Below are 26,071 nucleotides of genomic sequence, written 5' to 3' on the forward strand. Positions count from 1 at the left end.
AATGCAAAGCATAGAAATAGATCTTTCAATTGAAGATTCGATTAAGCAAGCCTTAAAGAATAATAATGCGACCTTGGTTGCTCATTATTATGTCAGCTCAGATCTCCAAAAACTAGCTGAAGACTCAGGTGGAATAGTTTCAGACTCTCTTGAAATGGCAAGGTTTGGGCAAAACTCTGATGCTGATACAATTGTCGTTGCAGGTGTTAAATTTATGGGTGAAACTGCTAAAATTTTATCTCCTGAAAAGAGAGTTCTCGTTTTAGATGATCAAGCTAACTGCTCTCTAGATTTATCATGCCCAATAAATGAGTTTTCTGCCTTTTGTGACCAAAATCCTGATCATGTAGTTGTAGTTTATGCAAATACCTCTGCAGAGGTTAAGGCTCGAGCAGACTGGGTAGTAACCTCAGGTAGTGCATTAAAAGTAGTTCAGAAATTACATAGTGAAGGCAGGAAAGTTCTTTGGGCTCCTGACAAACATCTTGGACATTATGTTCAATCACAAACTGGCATAGAAATGTTAATGTGGGATGGGGCTTGTATTGTTCATGAGGAATTTAAAGCTGAAGGTCTTAAAAGTTTAATGAAAATAAATCCAAATGCAGGTGTTCTTGTTCATCCTGAATCACCTAAAGAAGTTATTGCACTTGCTGATGTTGTTGGCTCAACTACTCAATTAATAGATGCTGCTGCATCAAGAACTGAAGACATGTTTATAGTAGCAACAGATAATGGTATTTTTCATAAAATGAAGCAAATTGCTCCTAATAAAAAGTTTATCGAGGCTCCTACAATGGGTGAGGGGGCAACCTGTCAATCATGCGCTCATTGCCAATGGATGGCAATGAATAGTCTAGAAAAATGTTTAGAGGCACTGAATACAGGAAAAAACGAAGTGCATATAAATAGAAGCATTATAGAAAAAGCACAACATTCTATTCATCGATTGCTAGAGTTTACTAAATAATTTTAATATATTAAGAAGATATGGCTGGTCACAGTAAATGGCACAATATTCAACATAGAAAAGGTGCACAAGATGCTAAGCGTGGAAAAGTATTCACTAAACTTATTAAAGAAATAGTTATAGCTGCCAAAATGGGTGGTGGAGTCCTTGAAAATAACCCTTCATTAAGGGCTGTAATTGATAAAGCCCTTGCTGCAAATATGAAGCGAGATACAATTGAAAATGCTGTCAAACGTGGCTCTGGAGATTTGGAAGGTGAAAATTATGAAGAGATTCGCTATGAAGGTTATGGCTTAGGTGGAACTGCAATTATGGTTGATTGCCTAACAGATAATAAAAATAGGACTGTTTCAGATGTAAGACATGCCTTTTCTAAGCATGGTGGAAATTTAGGTACAGATGGTTCAGTTTCTTATATGTTTTCAAAGCAGGGTTTCATAAGCTTTGCTTCTGGTGATGAAGATCAAATTATGGATATTGCTATCGAATCAGGTGCTGAAGATGTTTTAATTAACGGTGATGGCTCAATTGATGTGGTTACAACTCCAGAAAATTTTTTTCCAATTAAAGACGCTTTAATTGATGCTAATTTGACTCCAGACCATTCACAAATAACTATGGAGCCCTCAAGCAGAATTGAGCTTAATCTGGAGGATGCTGATAAGTTTATGAAGCTCATTGATAGACTTGAAGATCTTGACGATACGCAAGAGGTTTATCATAATGCGGAGATCTCTGATGAATTAATGTCACAATTATGATTGCAACTCATTCGAAGATACACGCGCTTCGAAGCTTTAAAGTAAATTCTCTAAATCAGAGTATTAAATTAAAAACTCCAAATTTAGAAATACTAGCTACTGAATTTATCCACTTCATTGATCTATATGAGAAACTTACTTCTAAAGATCAATCTAAGCTTGATAAACTTTTAAATTATGCGCCTCAACTAATTAGTACTTTTGATAATGACAATATAATAGTTACCCCCCGTCTGGGAACTATATCCCCATGGTCATCAAAAGCAACTGATATAGTAAATCTATGCGGCTTAAAAGGAATCAAAAGGATTGAGCGTGGAGTTATTTATCATTTCAACAGAAAAATTTTACAGTTTGAACTCCCACAAATCCTAGATATTATCATAGATAAGATGACTGAATCTCATCTTGAAAATCATAGTAATGCTGATTCACTTTTCAATGAACAAGAGCCAAAAAAGTTCTCTAATATTGATATTCTAAGTTCAGGTAAATCAGCTATTGAAGAGTCTAATGGTGAGCTTGGATTAGCGTTAAGTGATAATGAGATAGACTATCTATACAATCAATTTAGTAAATTAAATAGAAATCCAAAAGATATTGAATTAATGATGTTTGCTCAAGCTAATTCTGAGCATTGTCGACATAAAATTTTTAATGCTGACTGGACAATTGACTCGGAAGAACAGGCGATTTCATTATTTGGAATGATCAAAAATACTTACCATCAAAATCCTAGCGATCTACTTTCAGTTTATAGTGATAATTCTGCGGTCATGAGTGGATATAGATCAACTTTCTTTGAACCTGATAAAAATGGTTTATATAAATCCACTCAATTCAATAAGGCTGTATTAATGAAAGTTGAGACTCATAACCATCCTACTGCTATTGCGCCAATTCCTGGAGCTGCAACTGGATCTGGTGGTGAAATCCGAGATGAAGGAGCTACAGGAAGGGGCTCTAAACCAAAAGTAGGTCTTTGTGGGTTTTCAGTATCCAACTTAAAAATACCTAACTCTCTTAATGTCTGGGAAAAAGATTATGGAAAGCCTAAACATATTGCTTCAGCTCTGGATATTATGATAGATGCACCCCAGGGAGCAGCAGCATTTAATAATGAGTTTGGAAGACCAAATATATGTGGTTACTTTAGAACCTATGAACAAAAAACTCAAAATAATCAAGTTAGAGGTTATCACAAACCCATTATGCTTGCAGGTGGAGTAGGAACTATAAGAGAAGACCATGTTGAAAAAGGCTCTATTTCTGCTGGTGACATAATTATTGTATTAGGCGGCCCAGCAATGTTAATAGGCCTTGGTGGAGGTGCAGCATCTAGTGTTGGTAGTGGAGATCAAAATGAAACACTTGATTTTGCCTCTGTCCAGCGTGCCAATCCTGAAATGCAAAGACGCGCTCAAGAGGTTATTAATACGTGCACGAATCTAGGTAGTGATAATCCAATAGTTTCAATCCATGACATAGGTGCTGGCGGACTCTCTAATGGTATCCCAGAACTTGTGAATGATTCAAAAAAAGGAGCAAACCTTCATTTAAGAGAAATTCCAAATGATGAAAAAAAGATGTCTCCAATGGAGATATGGTGTAACGAATCTCAAGAAAGATATGTTATTGCTATTAAATCCAAGAGTCTTAAACTCTTTAAGGAAATATGTATAAAAGAGAGAGCACCATTCTCTGTATTAGGTGATGCAACTGAAAATCGGCATTTAACTCTTAACGATTCATACTTTGATAATAAACCAATTGATCTTTCTATGTCATTACTTTTTGGCTCAACTCCAGTAACTCAGAAAAATGTTAAAACGGTCCCACATATCGAAAAAGAATTTAATACCAGTAATATTGATTTTACTGAAGCTTTAGAGCGTCTTCTTAAATTACCTACTATTGCTAGTAAGAATTTCTTAATTACAATTGCTGACAGATCGGTAACAGGTTTAGTTGCAAGAGATCAAATGATAGGGCCATGGCAAGTTCCAGTTGCAGACTGTGCAATATCACTATCTGACTTTAATGGTTACCAGGGAGAGGCAATGTCAATTGGAGAGAGAACACCTTTGGCACTGATTAATTCCGCAGCAGCTGCAAGAATGAGTGTTGGAGAATCTCTTACTAACCTGATGAGCATATATGTTGAAGATATTAATCATATAAACTTATCTGCTAATTGGATGTGCGCAAGTGGCTTTCCTGGAGAAGACGCAAAATTATATGCAGCTGTAAAAGCTATTGGTATGGAGCTTTGTCCTGATCTTGGGCTAACTATACCCGTTGGAAAAGATTCAATGTCAATGACAAGTAGGTGGCATGAAGAAAATGAAGAGAAATCAGTCACTGCCCCACTCTCACTGATAATAAGTGCATTCTCTAAAATTCCTGATGCAAGAATTCAAATTACTCCTTTATTAGATATTTCTATTGAATCAGAACTCTTTTTAATAGATCTTGGACTTGGTAAAAATAGGATGGGTGGGTCCTGCTTAGCTCAAGTATTTAATCATGTTGGTAATTTAACCCCAGATCTTGATGATCCAAAACTATTTGCTAACTTCTTTTCACTTATTAACCAACTTAATAAGGAGAGTTTAATTAACGCCTATCATGATCGCTCTGATGGAGGAGCAATGATTTCTTTACTAGAAATGGCATTTGCATCTCATTGTGGTTTGGAAATCAATGTTTCTAACCCAATATCTGAACTATTTAATGAGGAGTTAGGTTGTGTAATTCAGATTTCTAAAAAAAATCAAGGCGAAGTCATTAACAGATTTAAACAAAATGGGCTGGATTCATATATTAAACCTATTGCCAAAATCAACAGCTCAGATGAAATCAAAATCTATCATAACAATAAGTTAATTTTTACAGAGAAGCGAGAAGTACTTCATCATAATTGGTCTTCAACTTCATATGAAATATCTAAATTAAGAGATAATCCTATATGCTCAGAATCAGAAAATAATCAATTACTTGTCAATTCTGAAGGCCTCCAAGTTCAAACTAGCTTTGATATTAATGAATCTATTAGTGCACCCTTTATTAATAGTGGAAAAAAGCCAAGGGTTGCAATATTACGGGAACAGGGAATTAATGGGCATATAGAAATGGCGGCTGCTTTTTCAAAAGCTGGCTTTGATGCAATTGACGTTCACATGAGTGAAATTCTATCTAAAAAAATAAAACTTTCTCAGTTCCATGGGATGGTTGCTTGTGGTGGTTTTTCATATGGAGATGTTTTAGGAGCTGGGAGAGGCTGGGCTAACTCAATTTTATTTAATAATCAGGTAAAAGATGAGTTTAGAGAATTTTTCAATAGGAAAGATAGCTTTAGTTTAGGAGTATGTAATGGTTGTCAAATGCTTTCAAATCTCAAAGAAATAATACCTGGATCTGAGAATTGGCCTACTTTTGAGCGCAACACTTCTGAGCAATTTGAGGCTAGATTTACGAGTGTTAAAATTCAAAAGACAAACTCTCTCTTTTTTCATGATATGGAAGACTCCATTATGCCAATAGCAATAGCTCATGGAGAGGGTAAAGCTCAGTTTACTAGCAAACTAAATAACAAAAACATTGCTATTAAATACGTAGATTATCATGGTGATAGTTCCCAGATTTATCCACATAACCCAAATGGATCAGAAAATGCTGTTGCCAGTGTTTGTAATGATTCAGGAAGAGTAACCCTTATGATGCCTCATCCTGAACGTGTTTTTAGGTCAATTCAAAACTCATGGCATCCAAAAGAATGGGGAGAAAGATCTCCCTGGATGAGAATGTTTGAAAATGCCAGAAAATGGGTTGGCTAATAGCTTATGAAATTTTAATTACATAGTTGAATGACACCCCATAAAATAATTAAGAGTAAGAGAAAGACGTTAAGCCTTTCAATCAATGAGAATGCTGAACTTATTGTGCGTGCACCCAATCAAATATCAAATAAAAAAATTGAAGAGTTTATTATTGAAAAATCTAAGTGGATTAATAAAAATAAGAACTTAATGCAATCTCGTATTAATGAGATGAACGATAGTGATAGTGATTATCTTTTTTTAGGCAACATTTATCCATTAATTAAAGTTAATGAAGATCCTAATAAAATTGATTTTAATGGCACAGAATTTATTACTTCTATTGAAAACCAAGATAAATTTAAGTCATCTCTAAAGTCTTGGTATAAGATAAAGTTCAAAGAGATAGCTATTCCAAGACTTAATTATTTTTCAGATAAATATAATTTGAAAATTAATCAAGTCCGTTTTAAAAACCAAAAAACACTTTGGGGCTCATGCTCTTCTAAAAATAATATAAATCTTAATTACCTATTAGTGATGGCACCTATGATAGTTATTGATTACGTAATAATTCATGAACTCGTTCATACTGTTCATAAAAATCATTCAGAAAATTTTTGGAATGCCGTTGAAGTAATAATGCCAGATTATAAAAAAGCTAAGAAATGGTTAAATAAAAATGGTTATAAATTAAGAAACTTATAGTCTATTTATTATAACTTTCAACTGCTTCTTCCATAGCAGCTTTCAATGAATCTTGCTCTGCCATTTCAATAATAATATCACCACCACCAACTAACTCAGAATTGAAATAAATTTGTGGGAATGTTGGCCAATCAGCAAAATCTGGTAGGCTCTGAAATACTTCTTGATCTTCAAAAACATTGACAAAAGCAAACTCAACACCAGTTGAAGCCAAGGTTTGAGAAGCGCGAGCAGAAAAACCGCACTGAGGAAACTGAGGGGTTCCCTTCATATAAATCACAATAGCAGCACTATCAACCTGTTTTTGAATTTTTTCTAATACGTCCAATTTAACACTCCAAATATTTTTTATTACTATTTTAGTATAGTATCAAGCTCACTGTGATGATACATTCAACAATTAATGTTTAATTGCTTGCGAAACAACATACTTTTGCCCTTGCTTTAATTTTTTATAGTTTCCAAATACTGATTTAAAGTTACTCTTAATAAAATCTTTAAGGCCATTAATTGAAACAATAGTAATTTTGCCACCAGGTTTTAAGGAATCCAGAGCATCATAAAGAACTATTGAGAGTTGCTCACGGCCAACTTTTGCAGGAATATTTGAAATAATCTGATCAAACTTTATATCATCAGGGACTTCATTAAAGGCATCTGATAGATAGGCATTTACATTAGTAAGATTGTTTAATTTTGCATTCAAATTAGTAAGTTCTACTGCCACAAAATCCTTATCAATCATATGAATATGCCCTTTTGAACAATGCTTTGCAAGAGCAAGCCCTATTGGACCATAACCACAACCTAAATCAAGGCAAACATCATCTTCATTTACACTTAGATACTTCATTAAAAGCATGGTCCCATCATCAATTGCCCTTGGACTAAATAATCCCCATCTAGTATGTAAACTAAGATTGTAATCAAATAAATTTACATCAAGAATTATGTCTTTTTTTAACTTTAAAATGTCTTTACGTTCAAACATTGATTTACCTTTTTTTAATTTTATTTGAAATTATTTTATGAGCCTCATCACCAATATGACTTTCTCCTCGAGCCTTTGCCAGTTGGACTTGTTTTTCTCTTTCTCGATATCGACTTATCTGAGAAGTATTTTTAGATCCATAACAACGCGGGCATGAAGACCCTTTTTCAAAGTGTGGATGAGCCATATCCTCCTCTGTAATTGGAAACCTACAAGCATGGCACTGGTCGTATTTACCCAACTCAAGGTTATGTTTAACCGCAACTCTGTCATCAAAAACAAAGCATTCACCCTCCCATAAACTCTTATCTTCTTGAACCTCTTCTAGGTATTTTAGAATACCACCCTGCAAATGATAAACATTTTTAAATCCCTCTGACTTTAAATAGGCCGTGGACTTTTCACATCGGATTCCACCCGTACAAAACATTGCAATTTTTTTATTTCTATATTTTTCTAAATTAGTTTTGCTATAACTTGGAAACTCTCGAAAAGTTTCTGTATTTGGATTAATAGCACCTTTAAAGGTTCCAATCTCATATTCATAATTATTACGAGTATCAATTAAAACAACTTCAGGATCATTTATGAGTTCATTCCAATCTGATGGCTTAACATAAGTTCCAGATGAATAAAGAGGATCAATATTTGAAATCCCTAAGGTAACAATCTCTTTTTTTAACTTAACTTTGAGTCTTTTAAATGGTATTTTTTTACTATAAGAATATTTATGCTCCAGATTATTAAGTCTTTGATCTAATCGAAGATAATCAAGGACCTTATTAATACTTTCTTTTTCACCAGATATTGTTCCATTAATTCCTTCTCTTGCAAGTAATACCGTCCCTTTGATATCAAGAGACTGCATAAATCTCTTTAAAGGTTCTTGTATTTTTTCAAAATCATCAAGTCTAGCAAATTTATACAGAGCACAAACTGTTAGCATATTAATTAAAAATAAAAATAATGTAATAATTTTACTAGCCAGTAATATTGTTTTAAGTCTTTTTTAGAGAATCATAAAAGCTTAAATACAACTCTTTGGCTTAAGTATTTTCAATTATGAGGAGTGTATAATGTCTCCCTTTGCTCGACATCATTAAGCTGAACAATTAACTCAATAATGCTAGAAAATATTCAAAAACCAAGTGATATAAAAGGCCTTAGCATTGAAGAATTAAATATTCTTGCTGACGAAATTAAATCATTTCTTGTAGATAGTCTTGAGAAGACTGGAGGTCATCTTAGCTCCAATCTTGGGACAATCGAATTGACCTTAGCCATGCATTATGTTTTTGACACACCAAATGATACTTTTGTTTGGGATGTTGGTCATCAAGCATATACGCATAAAATTCTTACAGGCAGGAAAGAGTTAATGTCTACATTACGTCAAAAAGATGGCTTGTCAGGGTTTACCAAAAGAAGTGAAAGTGAACATGATGCATTTGGTGCTGGTCATTCCTCAACGTCTATAAGTGCAGCTCTTGGAATTGCAATTGCAAACCAACTTAAACAAAATTTAGACACTTCTATAGCAGTTATTGGTGATGGTGCGTTGACAGGTGGTATGTCTTTTGAAGCTCTTAATCATGCAGGCGATACTGATGCTAATCTTCTAATAATTCTTAATGATAACGATATGTCTATCTCAAAGAATGTTGGTGCCTTAAGTAAATACTTAACCAGACTAATTTCTGGAAAAATTTATTCAACTATGAAGTCTAAATCTCTGAAATTTTTGGAAAGACTCCCAAATGTTCAAAAATTTGCAAAGCGATCAGAAGAGCATTTAAAAGGCATGTTTTTGCCAGGAACATTATTTGAGGAATTGGGTATTGACTATTTTGGACCAATTGATGGTCATGATATTTCAATATTAATTAAGACTCTTCAAAATCTAAAAAATCTTGAAAAACCTCGAATACTTCATATTATTACAAAAAAAGGGCATGGCGTTAAAGCTGCTGAAGATAATCCTTTAAAATTTCATGGTATTTCTCCACCATCAAGTTCAACTAATAATTTTCCAAGTTATAGCAGTGTTTTTGGTGAATGGCTTTGTAATACTGCAGGAAATGATGAAAGACTTATTGGGATTACACCTGCCATGTCTGAAGGATCTGGTATGGTTAACTTCTCGAATAAGTTTCCTGAGCGCTTCATTGATGTTGCAATTGCTGAGCAGCATGCAGTTACTCTTGCTGGAGGAATGGCGACAAAAGGATTAAAACCTGTGGTAGCTATTTACTCAACATTTCTTCAACGAGGATATGATCAGTTAATTCATGATATTGCCCTTCAAAATCTAAATGTTATTTTTGCAATTGATAGAGCTGGACTTGTTGGTGCAGATGGAGCAACTCATGCAGGAATCTTTGATATAAGTTTTTTAAGATGTATTCCAAATATAGTTATTTTGGCTCCTAGCTCCTCTATTGAAATGTACAAGGCGCTTAATGCTTCTCATAATTTAAATGGGCCTGTTTGTGTTAGATTCCCAAGAGGCAAGTCATCAGTTGAAGATTTTGTTACAGATGATGAAATTGAAATTGGAAAAGCTCATATTATAAGAACTGGTATTGATATTGTAATTTTTGCTTTTGGAAATATGGTAGAGCCATCAATGATTGCTGCAGAAGAGGTTAATGCAACTGTTATTGATATGAGATTTATTAAACCTTTGGATGAAAAATTAATTATTGAACTTGCAAGTGTTAATAAAAAACTGATTTCAATTGAAGATAATGTAATTTCTGGTGGTGCTGGAAGTGCAATCAATGAAGTGCTTCAAAAGAATAGTATCAAAACTCCACTCCATATCCTTGGTGTTCCAGATTTTGTTACAGAACATGGATCACAAAAAGAGCTTTATGAGCTTTATGGCTTAAATGCCAAACACATTATCAAGGTTTGTAAAAGTTAATGAAAAAGATTTTTAATAAGTACAGTCTTAAACCTGAGCAAGTTAATCTAGGATGGTTCAATAAATATTTACATAAAGAAGTAATATGGAAATGGAATAAGCAAACAATCTCTAGAGCATTTGCTATTGGACTCTTTTGTGCATTTATTCCTCTCCCAATGCATACATTATTAGCAGGAATTTTAGCTATAGCTTTCTCCGCAAATATTTTACTTGCAATGTTTTTAGTTTGGATAAACAATCCAATTACAATGGTTCCTATTTATTTCTTTGAGTATAAATTAGGCTCCTCAATTATTGGTATTGAAATGGACCCTAATATCAATTTTTCTCTAAATTATTTTATTGATAATCTTGCAACTGCAACATTTGCAATTTGGGCAGGAGGAATAATTGTATCTTCCTTAATCGGAATTATTGGATATGCGTGTATTATCTCTATTTATAAATATAAGGCATTAAAAAGACTTAAACATTGGAAATAGGGATGCGCCTTCTTATATTAGCCTCAAGTGTGTCAACTAAGGCTTTATTATCAACCTTACTGTGAGTTTTTCCATCAATATATAGTAAATTTGGTGAACCGCCAGTTACTCCAACACTAACCTCTTTAGCCTCACCAGGCCCATTAACAACGCAACCAATGACAGCTACATCAATTGGATCAGTAATGTCCTCTAAGCGTGACTCAAGCTCATTTACTACTGAAATAACATCAAATTTTTGTCTTGAGCACGATGGGCATGCAATTAAATTAACACCTTTTTTTCTTAAATTGAGTGATTTTAAGATATCAAAGCCAACCTTTATTTCATCAACTGGATCTGAAGCAAGCGAGACCCTAATAGTGTCTCCAATACCTTCGCTTAATAAAATCCCCATTCCAATTGATGATTTAACTGCCCCAGAACGAAATGATCCAGCTTCAGTTATACCTAAATGCAGAGGATTCTCAATCTGTGAAGCTAATTGTTGATATGCAAATACTGTCATGAAAACCTCAGAAGCTTTAAGGGAGACCTTATAGTTATTAAAATCCAGTTTATCAAGTATATCAATATGCCTAAAAGCAGACTCCACCATAGCCTCTGGGGTGGGCTCAGTATATTTTTTTTGTAAATCTTTTTCTAAGGAACCAGCATTAACGCCAACACGAATTGGTATTCCATTATCTTTTGCTGCAGCAACAACCTCTTTAATTCTATCTTCTTTACCAATATTTCCTGGATTAATACGTAAGCAATCTGCTCCATATTTAGCTACCTTTAAAGCAATCTTATAATCAAAATGAATATCGGTAATTAATGGAACATTAACATTTTTTTTAATTTTTTTGAAAGCTTCAGCAGCCTCCATAGTTGGTATTGAAACCCTGACCAAATCAGCTCCTGCATTCTCAAGAGAGAGTATTTGAGAAACTGTAGATTCAACATCACAAGTATCTGTATTTGTCATACTTTGAACACTAATTGGTGCGCCACCACCAATAGCTACGTCGCCTACAAATATCTGCCGAGAAACTCTTCTTTTAATTTTGTGTGTTTGTTTCATAGGTACTTATAACTTCATCAAGGTTTTCAGTTTTACTCTCAACGTTTGGTATTGAATTTGATTCATCAGATTCACCAATAACGGTATCTTGAATTTCAACTAGAGAACTAGGCTTGCTAATAATTATTGATTTTGACTTACTTTTACCAAGATCTATATCTTGAAAATAATACCAGATACTACCAAAAATTAAAAAAAACAAAAATAGCCAAATTAACCTTCTAAGAATTGGCTTCCTCTTTCTAGGATAGTAATTGATTCCGTCCAGCATTTCGTCTACTCTTATCTAGTACTTTTCCAGCAAGTTGACCACAGGCTGCATCAACATCATCACCCCTAGTTCGCCTTGTTGTCGTTCTGATTCCAGAACGAAATAAAACATCTTGGAATTTATCAATAGTACTCTCTTTTGAAGTCTGATATTTGGTTTCTGGAAATGGATTAAAGGGGATTAAATTTACCTTAGCTGATTCGCCTTTAAACCAATAATTTAGCAGTTTTGAAAGAGATCGAGCATGCTCAACAGAATCATTAACTCCTTCAAGCATAACATATTCAAACAATACATGTCTCTCTTGAGTCCCAGCATTTAAATAATAATGACAAGCCTTCATTAGCTCTTTAATTGGATATTTTTGATTAATTGGAACAAGGACATCTCTTAATTCATCATTAGAAGCATGCAAAGAAATAGCCAGACTAACTGGGACCTTGTCTGACATTCTCAATAATGCGGGAACGATACCTGAAGATGAAACAGTCACTCGCCTCCTAGATAGTCCAAAGGCCCAATCATCTAATAAAAGCTCACAAGCATCATATACTGGGCTTTCATTAAGTAAAGGTTCGCCCATTCCCATAAATACAACATTAGAAATACGTTTTTTTGATTCTTTTAGGTGATTCTGAGCAATTAATACTTGTGCAATAATTTCATACGACTTTAAATTTCGGTTAAAACCTTGATATCCAGTCGAACAAAAAGTGCAAGCAAGTGCGCAGCCAACCTGAGAAGAAATACACAATGTCCCTCTGTCTTTTTGAGGAATATAAACTGTTTCAATATGATTTTCTTCACCTAGCTTAATTACCCACTTGATAACGCCATCTTTTGAGTTATTTATGGAGACAACCTCTGGCAATTCTAATGATGCTATTGCTCTAAGTTTTTGTCTCAAATCCTTTGAAAAGTTATGCATATCATCAAAATTACTTGCACCTTGATGATATATCCATTGCATAATTTGCTTTGTACGAAATGGTTTTTCGTCTAAGTCAGAAAAAAACTTTTTAAACTGTTCTTGTGTAAGACCTAATAAGTTTTGTTTTTCTAACATATAAAGAAATTATCTCTAGTTAATTATCTAGTTCTTGGGCAAACACCATCTTCACCAAAGAAGTAAGCTATTTCAATAGCAGCATTTTCTTGAGAGTCTGAACCATGGACAGCATTCTCATCTAAAGATTCTGCAAAATCAGCTCTAATAGTTCCAGAATCAGCTTCTTTTGGATTAGTAGCACCCATTATTTCACGATGCTTAGAAACTGCATTCTCACCTTCAAGTACCTGAATCATTACTGGCCCAGATGTCATAAAACTCATTAAATCATTAAAAAAAGGTCTATCTTGATGCACAGCATAAAAGCCTCCAGCCATGTCCTTATCCAAATGAATCATTTTGGATGCAAGAATTTTAAAACCAGCATTTTCAAAGCGTGAATATATTTCACCAATTACATTCTTAGCTACTGCGTCTGGCTTAATTATTGATAAAGTTCGTTCCATGAATATCCTCCAAATATCTAAAAAGCGGCTATTTTACCATGTGGATTAATATTTCTTCAGTTTAGAAATAAAAACGATTTACTTCTTACAAAATAGTTATTAGCTTATTTATTTTTTTAAAGCTCTTTGACGTCTATAGTAGTCAAATAAATCATAAACTCTAAAGTAGATCGTTGCTAATGGAAGAAACCAAGGTATCCCAAAATAATAAGGGCGAGTTTGAAGTGATATTTCTTCAAAGACAGTAACTCTTTTTTCTGGATTTAGAATTTTTAAAGCAGCTTTATGACCAAGATATGGTGCCATAGCAACCCCATTCCCACAGTATCCTAAGGCTGCATAAACACCATCATTACAATCAAGACTTGGTAGCTTACTATAATTAAATCCAGTGAATCCAGTCCAACAATGACTTATCTTCACTGTTTCTAGGCTAGGGAAAATTTCCAACAACATCTTTCTAATAATTGGTAATGCTTCTTCAGCAGATACAGCGTGCATTGCTGCTCTAGTTCCAAGCATAATTCTGCGACCACATGGAGTTGGGCGATAGTAGCAGTATCTTTTTCTAGTTTCTACGATACAATTCGAACCAGGCAAGAGTGCCTGGACTTTTTCAACACCAATGTCTTCAGTAGTAATTATAAAACTTGGAACTGGCAGAACTCTTCTAGCTAAGTATTTGGAAAGATTATTACGAGTATATCCATTCGTAGCCATCAGAACATCACTACATAAAATTGATCCTTTTATAGTAGATATCTTAAATGTATTATGTTTAGCATTAGACTCACGTTTCACATCAAATACTTCAGACTCTCCATAGACTTTTGCACCTGCTTTAATAGCAAGCTGAAGTAATCCATAATGAAATTTTCTGGGCTGAACAGCACCATGATCCTTAAAGAGTTGACCTCCAAAGTATAAATCAGTTTTAATGGATTCAGGCATCTTTTCAGGGTTAATCATGTTTGAATTAAAATTCTCAATAGATTGTAATTTTTTTAAATTACTTGACATATCAATCTGGTCTTTAGGTAACCATGCTGTTCTTAATCGACCGCATAATTGTAATTCACATTCAATTTGATTTTCTTGAATTAAGTTAGTGGTAAAAGCTAGAGAGGCATTTGCCTCTTGATGTAATTGAGAAGCTATCTTTGGACCATATTGACGAGTTGCATCATCTGTTGAAACTTTATGCCCTGATCCTAGCATTCCACCATTTCTAGTACTTGCACCATAACCAATAGCTGCAGAATCAACTACTATTACACTTTTACCTGCTTTTGATAATGTTAGTGCAGCACTTAGACCTGTGAAGCCAGCACCAATAACAACAACATCAGATGAAAAAGGAAATTCTTTTTCATTTTTAAATTGCGGTTGCTCATCCCACCAATAAGGAGAAAATTTGGTCATAACCTTCCATTTAAACTCGTTCTAAAAAAATTAACCACTTTATCAGAAAACTCCTGAGAATACATATACTTTATATCAGAGTGCCCAGCATCTTCTGGAAACCAAGTAAGTAAATTAGCATTTTTTTGGGCACCAAGAATTTTCATGTCAATAGTGTGATGAGGCAATACTCTTGTATCAGCAGTTCCATGCATAGCAAAAATTGGCCTATTCATATGATTTATAAACGCTAGTTTAGGTGATAACTCTAAAAAGTCTTCATTACCAAATATTTCAGCCGCCCAAATTGCTCCCTGAGCTAACCATGATGGATAGCCCTCTCTTTGAAGCTCTTCTTTAATTATTATATTAAGGTCAAGATAGCCATTGTCTAGAACCAAGGATTGAATTCGTTTATCCATTCCAAAAGCTATAGCTGCAGTTGCTGCCCCCATAGAATCTCCATAAATCCCAATACTTTTATTTTCGAAGCCTTGTTCTTTAATAAGCCAATCTACACTTGCGATAACATCTTTATATTCCTTAGTACCAAGACTTACCTTGCCATCTTCAATGGTTGATTTACCATGATCTCTCAAATCAAATAACAAGACATTAAAGCCACTATGATTCAACATACCCGCAACTAACAACATATCAGGATCAAACTTACTAATTCTAAGCCCATGTGTGACCATAATTACTGGAGCATCTCCAGGACCTTCTTTACTTATTGGAATCCACCAAGCATCAATTTGGATACCTTCATCTCCACCCTTGAATTGCTTATGCTCCCAATATTGAACAGCAAATTTTTCAAATGGAAAGTTTGATATTTCTTCATTATCTTTAAAACTACTGGGAGTATTCTCACAGTTATTTGCACATCCTGGTTCAGCTCTTGCGAGTGTTGAATATATAAAATAACCAATACCAATATATGTTGAAGCTAATAAAACAATAATTATTAAAAAAATTGAAATTAACTTAATATTAAAATTATTCATTTTTTTTGAGCAATAAAAAAAGGCGCCTAAGCGCCTTAATTTAACTATCTATAAAGCTTTTTTAATTACAAGCTTCTTTCAATGCTTTACCAGCTTTAAAAGCTGCAACGTTTGAAGCTTTAATTTGAATTGTTGCTCCAGTTTGTGGGTTGCGACCAGTACGAGCTGCGCGACTTCTGACAACGAAGCTACCGAAACCAGTAAGTTGAACACCATCACCACTAGCCATTGCTGAAGTAATAGCACCAGTTGTTGCATTTAAAGCTCTTGCTGCATCAGCCTTTGATAAGTTAGCACCTGAAGCAATTGCATCTATTAATTCTGATTTATTCATTTTAATTCTCTCCAATAAAAGTTTGTTAAAAAAAAGATGAAGCGAAAGAGGTTATTTTTTATACCTGTTTCAGGAGGAAAGAATCATAAGAAACAATCTGCCTCCAACGCCTGATCTAGTGGTTATTGTACTATCAAAATAAAGTTGTTTGAAAAATAATTTAAAAAAAAATTAAAATTTACCGATTGTTGTCTTTTAATGCTCTTGCTTTATCGAGCTTCCAATCCCTATCTTTGATATCTTGACGTTTATCATGGCCCTTTTTTCCTTTAGCTAAGCCGATCTCTAATTTTACTCGACCTCTAGCCCAGTATAATTTCAATGGCACAACTGTAGCGCCCTTTTGAGTAATTTTTTCTCGGAGTCGATTTATCTCGAGCCTATTAAGAAGTAATTTTCTAGTTCTAATTGGATCACAATCGACATGACTTGATGCTGAATTAAGTGGAGATATATGCGCTCCAAAAAGAAAGAGTTCATTACTCTTATAGATAACATAACTTTCTTTAATTTGAACTTTATTATCTCTCAAACTTTTAACTTCCCAGCCTTGTAAACTTAGACCAGCCTCTAAGGTTTGTTCGATAAAATAGTCATGCCTAGCTTTTTTATTTAAAGCGATTGTATTTAAATTATCTTTTTTATTTTTTGCCATGCATCATATTTCAAAAAGTGCTATTGTTCCATATTCACCTCAGCAAATGTTTGAGCTAGTTAATAATATTAATGACTACCCTCAATTCTTAAACTGGTGTGATTCTTCATCTATTTTAAATCAAACTGAGAAACAAATCACTGCCTCGGTAAAGATTAATACAGGTGGAATGAACCAGTCATTCTCAACACTCAATACATTAACACCCTTTAATTCAATTAAGATGCAATTACTTGAAGGTCCTTTTGAGCAGCTTTCAGGTGAATGGCAGTTTGAAGCTCTTGGAAAAAATGCAACAAAAATTCATCTAACACTTCAGTTTAAATTTAAATCATTACTGGTTGATATGGCTGTTTCTCCAATCTTTAAAAAAATAGCAAACTCTCAGCTTGATGCTTTTACTTCTAGAGCAAAAGATATCTATGGCTAGACTAGTTGCTTTTAATAAGCCATATGGCGTTATATGTCAATTTAGTGGGGAAGTAAATACTCTTGCAAAGTATATTAAAATTTCTGGTATTTATCCAATAGGAAGATTGGATAAAGATTCAGAAGGACTAGTTATCTTGACTGATGATGGGAAACTTCAAAATAAAATTTCTCATCCAAAATATAAAAAATCTAAAACTTATATTGTGCAAGTTGAGGGGCTAATTAATAATAATGCATTGATTGCTCTTAATAATGGTGTTCAACTTAAAGATGGAATTAGTAAGCCTGCAAATGCTAAATTAATTGAAAAACCATCATGGCTATGGAGTAGATCTCCACCTATTAGATCTAGAAAAAACATCCCCACGTCATGGATTGAAATTTCAATTACTGAAGGGAAAAATCGTCAAGTTAGAAGGATGACAGCTGTCGTTGGGTTTCCTACTTTAAGACTTATAAGAACTAGTATTGATAAATGGAATTTAAATGATTTACCCTCTGGCTCTTATATGAGACTCTAGGTTTGCAATTATTGACTAATTTCATCCATAGCTTGATTTGCCAAAAGGTCAGCCATATCATTTCCTGGATCGTCACTATGACCTTTAACCCATATCCAATTTACTGAGAATTTTTGATTGAGTGTATCAAGTTGTTTCCATAGGTCAACATTTTTTACTGGTTTTTTATTTGCAGTTTTCCAGTTCTTAACTTTCCATCCTTCAATCCAATCATTAATCCCTTGAATTACATATTTTGAGTCAGTATATAAATCAACATTAATATCACTTGACTTAATTGATTCTAGAGCCCTAATAGATGCAGTAAGCTCCATTTTATTATTGGTAGTATTTAACTCAGAACCTTTGAGTTTTTTATCATGATCTTTATAACGAAGCCAAACTCCCCAACCACCAATTCCAGGGTTTCCACGGCATCCACCATCTGTATATATTACAATTTTTTCCATAATTTAAGTATCTATATTAATTTGCATCCAATACTCAAGAAGCGCAAGATGCCACAACCTTGACCCATTCAATGAAGTCATATAATCCCTTGGTGAATTAATCACTTTATTGATATATTTTTGGTCAAATATACCTCTATTGATGCAGGAACTTGATGAAAGTATATCAGACATAAATTCTAAAAAATCACCTTGAACGTACTTCAAAGCAGGCATTGGAAAATAACCTTTCTTTCTATCAATTACTGAACTAGGTAGAAGTTGTCGAGCGATTTGCTTAAGTGGATATTTCCCCTCTTCTTTCATCTTTAATGATGGTGGAATCTGTAAAGCCCACTCGACAAGATCTGTATCCATAAATGGTACTCTCGCTTCAAGACCCCATGCCATAGTCATATTATCTACTCGCTTAACAGGGTCATCAACTATTAATCTTGTCATATCAGTACGAAACACTTTATCAATAAAGCTATCTGCCCCAGGCTTTGAAAATTCTTTAGTTAACCATTTGTTTGTATGGTCTTCCCCCTGATAAAAAGGCATAACAGTCTGCAAAAATTCATGATGAGGTCTATCAACATAATGCTTTGAAAATCTTTCAACCTCATCGCCCTGCTCTTTGAACATCCTTGGATACCAGAAATAGCCAGCAAATGCCTCATCAGCTCCTTGACCAGATAAGACAACCTTAGTTTGTTTTGATACTTGCTCAGAGAGTAAGTAAAAAGCAATTGCATCTTGACCAACCATCGGTTCAGACATATTTTTTATTGCTTCAGAAAGTCTTGGTAGTACCTCTTTATTGCTCAATAAATATTTCTTATGATTAGTCTGAAACTTAGAGACTATTTGATCTGAATACTCAAATTCACTACCATTTTCATCATCAATATCTTCAAATCCAATAGAAAAAGTCCTAATGTCTTTATGGCCTGACTCCTTCAGAAGTGCGACAATAAGAGAGGAATCAAGGCCTCCAGATAATAAAACCCCAATAGGGACATCTGAAGCCTCCATTCTTTTAGTCACTGCTTTAGAAAGGAGTTCATGTGTTCTTGTAATATAATCATCCTCAGAAATATTACTTTCATATCTGGAAGCATTTGGATACCAATAGCTTTGCTCGTCTACAATTCCATTTTCATTTAATATAATAAAAGTACCTGGTCTTAATTTTTTAATTCCATTAATAATAGTATTTGGAGCAGGAACAACACCATGCAGTGATAACTGCTGCTGTAAGGCAATAGGATTTATACTTTTATCAAGATTTTGAGTTAATAATGCTTGACTGTTTGAAGCAAAGGTAAAAGCTTTATCAGTCAAATTATAGTAGAGAGGCTTGATTCCCATTCGATCTCTTGCTATAAAAAGATTTTTTGATAAGCTATCCCAAATTGCAAAAGCAAACATACCATCTAAGTGTTTAACACAGTCCTTTCCCCAGAAATGGTATGACTTAATAATTACCTCAGTATCTGAACTAGAAAAAAAACTATAACCTTTATCAATTAATTTAGAACGGAGTTCTTTATAGTTATAAATTGTGCCATTAAAAACTAGTGTTAAATTTAAAGTATTATCTTTCATTGGCTGGGAGCCAGAATTAGATAAATCAATAATACTTAATCTCTGATGACCAAAACCAACAGAGCCCTCAAACCATTGTCCACTTGAATCTGGACCTCTTCTCGAGAGTTTACTCATCATATTTTTTATAGAATTTGAAGAAGGAGTTCCTCTATCAAATCTTAATTGACCACAAATACCACACATAAACTCAAACCTTAATATTAATTTCTAATTCAAAACAACCACATATTGACAAAATACTCTTTAGTGTATTTCTATAATTGAAGTTACCTTTGAAATGTAAAATAGTCATTTTATCAAGTATTAGTTAGTAATAATGTCAGAAACTCTTTACGACAAACTAATGAGGGCTCATATAGTTCTTGAACAGGATGGTGCAACCCTTATTTATGTTGATCGGCAACTCATTCATGAGGTCACTTCTCCTCAAGCATTTGAAGGCCTTTCTATTTCAGGAAGAAAAGTTTGGCGCAACCAATCAAATCTTGCTGTGCCTGATCATAATGTACCAACAACTGAAAGATCAAGTGGAATAAGTAGTATTAGTGATCCTGTATCTAGGCTTCAAGTTGAAACCTTAGATAAGAATTGTGAAATATTTGATATTGAAGAAATAACAATGAATGATATTCGTCAGGGGATTGTCCATGTAATGGGACCTGAACAAGGAGCAACTCTTCCAGGGATGACTATTGTATGCGGTGACTCACATACAACAACTCATGGGGCTCTAGGAGCTTTAGCATTTGGGATTGGCACCTCAGAAGTAGAACATGTTTTAGCAACTGGGTGTCTTTGGCAAAACAAAGCTAAGAATATGAAAATTGAAATTAAAGGTGATCTACATAATGATGTTAGTGCCAAAGATTTAGCTTTGTATGTAATTGGAGAAATTGGAACTGCCGGTGGAACTGGATTTGCAATTGAATTCTGCGGAACCGCTATAGAATCAATGAGCATTGAAGGAAGAATGACTCTTTGTAATATGTCAATCGAAGCAGGAGCAAAAGTTGGTATCGTAGCTGTTGATAACAAAACAATTGATTATGTAAGAGGCAGACCATTTGCTCCTAAAGATAAAAATTGGGATTTAGCACTTGAATATTGGAGAACACTTCATAGTGATGAAGGCGCAAATTTTGATGAATCAATTGTTATAGATGCAAGCATTATTAAGCCTCAGGTTACTTGGGGAACATCGCCAGAAATGGTAGTTGATATAAATGGATCAACGCCTGATCCAGAAAAAGAAAAGGATCTAGTAAAAGCAGAAAGTATTCGTAATGCCCTAAAATATATTCATCTAGAACCAAATACTTCATTAAGTACAGTTTCTATAGATAAAGTTTTTATTGGTTCTTGCACGAACTCAAGAATTGAAGATCTTCGAATGGCAGCTTCAGTTGCTAAGGGTAAAAAAATTGCTAAAAATATCAAGCTTGCCCTAGTTGTTCCGGGTTCTGGTCTTGTAAAGCAACAGGCTGAAGCTGAAGGTCTTGACCAAATTTTTACTGATGCTGGTTTTGAATGGCGTGAACCAGGATGTTCAATGTGTTTAGCAATGAATGCTGACAAATTAGAGCCAGGAGAAAGATGCGCAAGTACTTCAAACAGAAACTTTGAAGGTAGACAAGGACAGGGTTCCTTTACTCACCTAGTTAGTCCAGCAATTGCAGCAGCTAGCGCTATTGCAGGTCATTTTTCAGCAGTGAAATCATGAAAAAATTTACGTCATTAAGCTCAATTGCTATGCCACTTGATCGAGCAAATATAGATACAGATGCAATTATTCCAAAGCAATTTTTAAAATCAATTAAACGAAGTGGTTTTGGACCAAATCTTTTTGATGAATGGCGTTATTTAGATCATGGAGAAGTAGGAATGGATAATTCAAAACGTCCTATTAATCCTGATTTTGTTTTAAACAATCCAGTCTTTAAAGGTGCAAAAATTCTATTAACTAGAAGAAATTTTGGATGTGGATCATCTCGAGAACATGCACCATGGGCTCTAGAGGATTTTGGATTTCGTGCAATAATTGCTCCTAGTTTTGCCGATATTTTTTACAATAATTGCTTTAAGAATGGCATTCTTCCAATTGTTTTGAGTCATGATATTGTTGATAGTTTATTTAGTTATTCAGGTGAAATAGTCATTGATCTTCAAGATCAAACAGTTACCACAGAAAGTCAGGTATTTAATTTTGATGTTGACCCTGAAAGAAAGCGAAGACTTCTTCATGGTCTTGATGATATTGGTTTAACATTACAATATGAAAATCAGATTCGCTCTTTTGAAAACAATCACTTTAATAAGTTTCCCTGGTTATGATTGGTCATCTTAAAGGTCAAATAATTAGTAAAAATCCACCTGAAATCTTGCTAGAAGTTTCTGGTATTGGTTATGAGCTACTTTGTCCAATGTCAACATTTTATGAACTTGGAAATTTAAATGATGAAATCTTACTTTTTACTCATCTTAGTATTAAAGAGGATGCTCATACTTTATTTGGATTCATCTCAAAAGATGAAAAAAATATTTTTCGAGAGTTAATAAGAGTAAATGGTGTTGGCCCTAAAGTAGCCCTTGCAATATTATCACACCTAGCTGTTCCATCACTTATTGAATGTATTGCTAATGAAGACTCTGATCTTCTAGCAAAAACTCCAGGGATTGGAAAAAAGACTGCTTTAAAGCTCATTGTTGAACTTCAAGATAGGTTAAGTAAGGTCGAACTAACTAGCTCTTCTATTTCAAACAATGCAATTCAAAAGAGTAGCAACCCTAATACTCAGCAAGCTATTGAAGCACTTCAATCGCTTGGTTTCAAAACTAAGGAGGCCAATAATATGGTTTCAAAAATTAAAGACAAAGACCTTTCAACAGAGCAGCTTATTCGCCAAGCTCTTCAAAACAAGTAATTATCCAACTGCCTTTTTTCTTGAAAACTTCGCTCGTATCCTTCCAAGCATATTAATAAAGTCATGATTCATCAAATACATACATGGCAGGAGAATAAGAGTCAGCACTGTTCCAAATATTAATCCATAACCAAGAGCAAGAACCATTGGCTGCAAGAATACATCTGTTCCACCAATACCATAAGCAAGAGGCAAAACACCAGCCATTGTTGTAAGTGTCGTAAGGACAACTGCTCTTAAACGATCTCGAGAACCTCGAGCTATCCAAACAATTTTATCTTCAAGTTCTGCACTCTTTGCCTTAATATAGTTTAAATGACTCACCATCACCAAGGAGTCATTTACAATCACCCCCATCAAAGCTAATGAACCAGTCAATGCAAAGAAACTTAGTGGCTCACCATGAAAATAAAATGCCCAAACAACTCCAATTAAAGAAAATGGAACTGCGGCCAATACAAGCATTGGTTGTGAGTATGAATTAAAGAGTATTGCTAGTAAAAGATAAATACCACATATTGCTACAACAAAAGCCCTCAGAAAATCTTGAAGCGAATCAATAGACTCTTGTGCTCCTCCAGCAGTAATAATTGATACTTGAGGAAAATCAACTGAAACATTAAGCTCTTTCAAAGCCTGGGCCAATATTATTGCCTTAGAAGGTGGTCGGCCTCCTCCTCTTGCTTTTGGAGCCTCTTCAGGCTTTTGGGCTATGGATTCATCTTCAATTGAGTTTTGATTTTGGCTTTGATCTTGCTCAACATTACTTGGCCTACCTCTAGGGCGCCCATCAGCAATACTTGCTGTAACTTTAATAGAGCGATCTCCATCTAAATGGTTATAGTCTGGCTCACCTGCAATCTCTCGAAGTGCTGAGAACTGACTCATAGGAATTGAATTGCCTTGACGGTTCTTTACAGTTGTATTCTTTATAAAGTTTTCAGTGTAGTCATTTTCACCAATGTAAATCCTAATATCCTCATCCTTTCCTGCAATAGTTGCATCTGTTACATAAGACCCAGAAAAAGCAGTTCTAAGATGACGGTATACTGCAGAATAATCAACGCCTAGACGTGCCATTTCATCAAAATCAAGCACTGTTTCAATTCTAGGTTTTCCAATCTCATCATTACGATTAATATTATCAACACCCTTAATTGTTCTTAGTATTTCTTCAAGCCTATCGGCAGCAAGGCTTCTCTGAGAATCATTATCAGATACGAGTGTTACCTCAATATCAGCCCCTTGCGGAGGCCCAGGACGAAGTAATGAAACTTTAATTTCTTCAGCACCTTCCACTTCTGCCACTAAGGCTTTAAGTTTTTCCTGCATATCTTCTGCAGTTCTTTCCCTATCACTTGTTGGTGTTAAAGCGATTTCAATATCAGCCCTATTGGTAAAATAGCTACCAATAGTACTTGTATAAGACTTAAGATCCTCACCAATTTCATTGACGATATGGTTTTCAACATCTATAACAATATTTTCAGTATAGGATGCAGAACTCCCATTTGGAGCCTCAATATTTGCAAACATTACTGTTGCTCCCCTTGAAGGGAACAAGTTAAATGGAATATTTTTCATCGCGAACATTGCTGAGTAAACTAAAAGAGCAATGAAAATAGGGACAATCAAGTAGCGCCATCTTAAAAAACGATGCATGCATTTATTGTAAAAATTTTCAATAGGTATAAACCATGTTTTTTGCTTACTACTTTTCTTGGTTGCTAAGTGAGCAGGTAAAGCAAATGTAATCTCTAAAAATGATATTCCAAGAGCAAAAATAACAACTACAGGCAAAACGTAAATAAATTTTCCTAGAACTCCACCCATTAAGAAAAAAGAAGACATTACCAGCATGGTAGATATAATTGTTGTTATAACTGGCAAAATTACTCGTTTTAATCCTGTTACAACATTTTTATAGAGATTTCCTTCTTTGGATTTATAGTGATGAATACTCTCAGCAATAACGATACTATCGTCCACTACAATCCCTAAAACAAGAATAAAGCCTGATAGAGAAATAAGGTTAATAGTATTTCCAGTTAGACCTAATCCAAAAACTGTCCCAAGTAATGTAACTGGGATACTAACTGCAACCCAGAAAGCAGTCTTAATTGAAAGGAAGACACCCAAAACAATTAATACTAAGGCAAGACCAATATAGCCATTTTTAATAATAATATCCAACCTATTTTCAACTGCCTCAGAAGAATCATCAGTATAAAAAATATTTATATCATCTGGAACATTCACTTGAATGTCTGAAACTTTCGCTCTAACTCTTTTAACTGTTCTAATAATATCAGCTTGCGCTTGCTTTCTAACTTTAAGGACAAAGCCCTTAGTTCCATTTACCCTAGTAATAGAGGTTTCCTCTTCTTGCCCTCTAAAAACCTCAGCAATATCATCTAACCTAATTACTGGACCATCAAAACTTGACTTAATAACAACATTTTTAATATCATCAATACTTTCGAACTCAGAAAGTATTACAATATTTTTCTCCAAACTTTCTTGATTATTACCACCAACAGTAAAACGTGCATTTCGACTTGATATTGCAGATATAACCTCATTAATTGACATGTTATATTTATCAAGCTTAAGAGGATTAACTTTTATCTGTATTTCGCTTTCAAGATAGCTAGGATTATCAACTGCAGCGACTCCCTTAATTCTAGATAATGCCACCTGCAGCTCATCTGTAACTTGCCTTGCCTGATCAAAATTTCCTGAAGTACTATCAATATTAACAGTAATAACTGGGAAATCACTGACATTAAAATCAACTACTACAGGTAGGTCTGTGACTTCTTCAGGGAAAGCTTTAACACGACTTACTGCATTTCGAACATCATTTTTTACTGTTGTTACATCTTTAAGATCTGCCTCCAGTGTAACAATAATGCTAGATATGCCTTCTCTGGATGTTGATGTAACTTCTTTAATTCCACTTACGCCTAGTAGTTCGTCTTCAATAACATTTGTAACAGCTTTCTCAACATCCTCTGGAGAAGCCCCAGGATATGCAGTTGTAACACTTAATACTTCAAAGTCAACTGTAGGAAACTGATCTCTTTGCATCCCAACCACTGACAAAACACCAATTGCAATAAATGCTAGTGAGAAAACAAGAGCAAACTTTTTTTGCTTTACTAAAAACTCTAGGAAAGATTCCATAAAAAACTATTAATTAATTTAAAAGGGCTGATTATATCGTCAAAAAACAAATAAATAGTGG

The 26,071-nt window shown here is 34.3% G+C and carries 25 protein-coding genes; 11 read left to right on the forward strand and 14 right to left on the reverse strand.

Annotation, left to right across the window (positions count from 1 at the left end; translation table 11 throughout):
- The first annotated feature begins 1 nt into the window (after position 1).
- From nadA to CRN91_RS07240, 4 genes are read left to right on the forward strand one after another with little or no spacing between them, the layout of a single operon-like run.
- Positions 2–970: a quinolinate synthase NadA gene (gene nadA, locus CRN91_RS07225; RefSeq protein WP_114115757.1), complete on the forward strand. Its 969-nt coding sequence runs from the start codon at positions 2–4 to the stop codon at positions 968–970.
- Positions 971–990: 20 nt separating this feature from the next.
- The gene (locus tag CRN91_RS07230) at positions 991–1,731 is read left to right on the forward strand and encodes a YebC/PmpR family DNA-binding transcriptional regulator (protein WP_114115758.1); all 741 of its coding nucleotides are present in this window, start codon (positions 991–993) and stop codon (positions 1,729–1,731) included.
- Complete coding sequence (gene purL, locus CRN91_RS07235) at positions 1,728–5,567, forward strand: phosphoribosylformylglycinamidine synthase (RefSeq protein ID WP_114115759.1); 3,840 nt, start codon at positions 1,728–1,730, stop codon at positions 5,565–5,567. Before CRN91_RS07230 ends, purL begins: the two co-directional genes overlap by 4 nt.
- Positions 5,568–5,597: 30 nt before the next feature.
- Entirely contained in the window at positions 5,598–6,257 is a 660-nt protein-coding gene (locus CRN91_RS07240) for a M48 family metallopeptidase (RefSeq protein WP_114115760.1), read from the forward strand.
- 1 nt (position 6,258) lies between these two features.
- Here the strand turns inward: CRN91_RS07240 and grxD are convergent, their stop codons facing one another.
- The 3 genes from grxD to CRN91_RS07255 all read right to left on the reverse strand — a co-directional run bounded on the left by grxD (position 6,259) and on the right by CRN91_RS07255 (position 8,194).
- Entirely contained in the window at positions 6,259–6,585 is a 327-nt protein-coding gene (grxD, locus tag CRN91_RS07245; protein ID WP_114115761.1) for a Grx4 family monothiol glutaredoxin, read from the reverse strand.
- Positions 6,586–6,657: 72 nt separating this feature from the next.
- Complete coding sequence (locus tag CRN91_RS07250) at positions 6,658–7,248, reverse strand: class I SAM-dependent methyltransferase (RefSeq protein WP_114115762.1); 591 nt, start codon at positions 7,246–7,248, stop codon at positions 6,658–6,660.
- Between the two features lie 4 nt (positions 7,249–7,252).
- Entirely contained in the window at positions 7,253–8,194 is a 942-nt protein-coding gene (locus tag CRN91_RS07255) for an oxygen-dependent tRNA uridine(34) hydroxylase TrhO (RefSeq protein ID WP_114115763.1), read from the reverse strand.
- A gap of 177 nt (positions 8,195–8,371) precedes the next feature.
- On the opposite strand from CRN91_RS07255, the gene dxs reads away from it, so the two are divergent.
- Complete coding sequence (gene dxs / locus CRN91_RS07260) at positions 8,372–10,174, forward strand: 1-deoxy-D-xylulose-5-phosphate synthase (RefSeq protein WP_174688441.1); 1,803 nt, start codon at positions 8,372–8,374, stop codon at positions 10,172–10,174.
- Positions 10,174–10,659 carry a DUF2062 domain-containing protein gene (locus tag CRN91_RS07265; RefSeq protein WP_114115765.1) on the forward strand — a complete coding sequence of 162 codons (486 nt, stop codon included), beginning with the start codon at positions 10,174–10,176 and terminating at the stop codon, positions 10,657–10,659. The genes dxs and CRN91_RS07265 overlap by 1 nt, the downstream gene beginning before the upstream one ends.
- Here CRN91_RS07265 and ispG read toward each other — a convergent pair.
- The 8 genes from ispG to smpB all read right to left on the reverse strand — a co-directional run bounded on the left by ispG (position 10,643) and on the right by smpB (position 16,908).
- The gene (gene ispG / locus CRN91_RS07270) at positions 10,643–11,725 is read right to left on the reverse strand and encodes a flavodoxin-dependent (E)-4-hydroxy-3-methylbut-2-enyl-diphosphate synthase (protein WP_114115766.1); all 1,083 of its coding nucleotides are present in this window, start codon (positions 11,723–11,725) and stop codon (positions 10,643–10,645) included. The genes CRN91_RS07265 and ispG overlap by 17 nt on opposite strands.
- Positions 11,703–11,996 carry a hypothetical protein gene (locus CRN91_RS07275; protein WP_114115767.1) on the reverse strand — a complete coding sequence of 98 codons (294 nt, stop codon included), beginning with the start codon at positions 11,994–11,996 and terminating at the stop codon, positions 11,703–11,705. Before CRN91_RS07275 ends, ispG begins: the two co-directional genes overlap by 23 nt.
- Entirely contained in the window at positions 11,968–13,062 is a 1,095-nt protein-coding gene (rlmN, locus tag CRN91_RS07280; protein ID WP_114115768.1) for a dual-specificity RNA methyltransferase RlmN, read from the reverse strand. Before rlmN ends, CRN91_RS07275 begins: the two co-directional genes overlap by 29 nt.
- Positions 13,063–13,085: 23 nt before the next feature.
- Positions 13,086–13,511 carry a nucleoside-diphosphate kinase gene (ndk, locus tag CRN91_RS07285; protein ID WP_114115769.1) on the reverse strand — a complete coding sequence of 142 codons (426 nt, stop codon included), beginning with the start codon at positions 13,509–13,511 and terminating at the stop codon, positions 13,086–13,088.
- 108 nt (positions 13,512–13,619) lie between these two features.
- Complete coding sequence (locus CRN91_RS07290) at positions 13,620–14,933, reverse strand: NAD(P)/FAD-dependent oxidoreductase (protein WP_114115770.1); 1,314 nt, start codon at positions 14,931–14,933, stop codon at positions 13,620–13,622.
- A complete protein-coding gene (locus tag CRN91_RS07295; protein WP_114115771.1) occupies positions 14,930–15,919 on the reverse strand; it encodes an alpha/beta hydrolase in 990 nt (329 codons plus the stop codon). Before CRN91_RS07295 ends, CRN91_RS07290 begins: the two co-directional genes overlap by 4 nt.
- A gap of 61 nt (positions 15,920–15,980) precedes the next feature.
- Positions 15,981–16,253, reverse strand: a complete 273-nt coding sequence (locus CRN91_RS07300; protein WP_168177020.1) for an HU family DNA-binding protein — start codon at positions 16,251–16,253, stop codon at positions 15,981–15,983.
- 178 nt (positions 16,254–16,431) lie between these two features.
- Positions 16,432–16,908 (reverse strand): SsrA-binding protein SmpB, encoded by a 477-nt coding sequence (gene smpB / locus CRN91_RS07305; protein ID WP_114115773.1) that lies wholly within the window; start codon positions 16,906–16,908, stop codon positions 16,432–16,434.
- On the opposite strand from smpB, the gene CRN91_RS07310 reads away from it, so the two are divergent.
- Entirely contained in the window at positions 16,907–17,338 is a 432-nt protein-coding gene (locus CRN91_RS07310) for a type II toxin-antitoxin system RatA family toxin (RefSeq protein WP_114115774.1), read from the forward strand. The two genes, smpB and CRN91_RS07310, sit on opposite strands and share 2 nt — an antisense overlap.
- A complete protein-coding gene (locus tag CRN91_RS07315; protein ID WP_114115775.1) occupies positions 17,331–17,861 on the forward strand; it encodes a pseudouridine synthase in 531 nt (176 codons plus the stop codon). The genes CRN91_RS07310 and CRN91_RS07315 overlap by 8 nt, the downstream gene beginning before the upstream one ends.
- Positions 17,862–17,869: 8 nt before the next feature.
- On the opposite strand, the gene rnhA is transcribed toward CRN91_RS07315, so the two are convergent.
- Both rnhA and CRN91_RS07325 read right to left on the reverse strand, forming a co-directional pair.
- Positions 17,870–18,310, reverse strand: a complete 441-nt coding sequence (rnhA, locus tag CRN91_RS07320; protein ID WP_114115776.1) for a ribonuclease HI — start codon at positions 18,308–18,310, stop codon at positions 17,870–17,872.
- A 3-nt stretch (positions 18,311–18,313) separates the two neighbouring features.
- Positions 18,314–20,086: an N-acetylglutaminylglutamine amidotransferase gene (locus CRN91_RS07325; protein WP_114115777.1), complete on the reverse strand. Its 1,773-nt coding sequence runs from the start codon at positions 20,084–20,086 to the stop codon at positions 18,314–18,316.
- 133 nt (positions 20,087–20,219) lie between these two features.
- Here CRN91_RS07325 and leuC point away from each other — a divergent pair, with 133 nt between their 5' ends.
- Genes leuC through ruvA form a run of 3 tightly spaced genes read left to right on the forward strand, consistent with a single transcriptional unit; the run spans position 20,220 to position 22,824 of the window.
- The gene (gene leuC / locus CRN91_RS07330; protein WP_114115778.1) at positions 20,220–21,623 is read left to right on the forward strand and encodes a 3-isopropylmalate dehydratase large subunit; all 1,404 of its coding nucleotides are present in this window, start codon (positions 20,220–20,222) and stop codon (positions 21,621–21,623) included.
- Entirely contained in the window at positions 21,620–22,234 is a 615-nt protein-coding gene (leuD, locus tag CRN91_RS07335; RefSeq protein ID WP_114115779.1) for a 3-isopropylmalate dehydratase small subunit, read from the forward strand. Before leuC ends, leuD begins: the two co-directional genes overlap by 4 nt.
- Entirely contained in the window at positions 22,231–22,824 is a 594-nt protein-coding gene (gene ruvA / locus CRN91_RS07340) for a Holliday junction branch migration protein RuvA (protein ID WP_114115780.1), read from the forward strand. The genes leuD and ruvA overlap by 4 nt, the downstream gene beginning before the upstream one ends.
- Here the strand turns inward: ruvA and CRN91_RS07345 are convergent, their stop codons facing one another.
- Positions 22,825–26,010 (reverse strand): efflux RND transporter permease subunit, encoded by a 3,186-nt coding sequence (locus tag CRN91_RS07345; RefSeq protein WP_114115781.1) that lies wholly within the window; start codon positions 26,008–26,010, stop codon positions 22,825–22,827.
- Positions 26,011–26,071 lie beyond the last annotated feature (61 nt).

The sequence above is a fragment of the Candidatus Thioglobus sp. NP1 genome (genome assembly GCF_003326015.1).
GTDB lineage: Bacteria > Pseudomonadota > Gammaproteobacteria > PS1 > Pseudothioglobaceae > Pseudothioglobus > Pseudothioglobus singularis_A.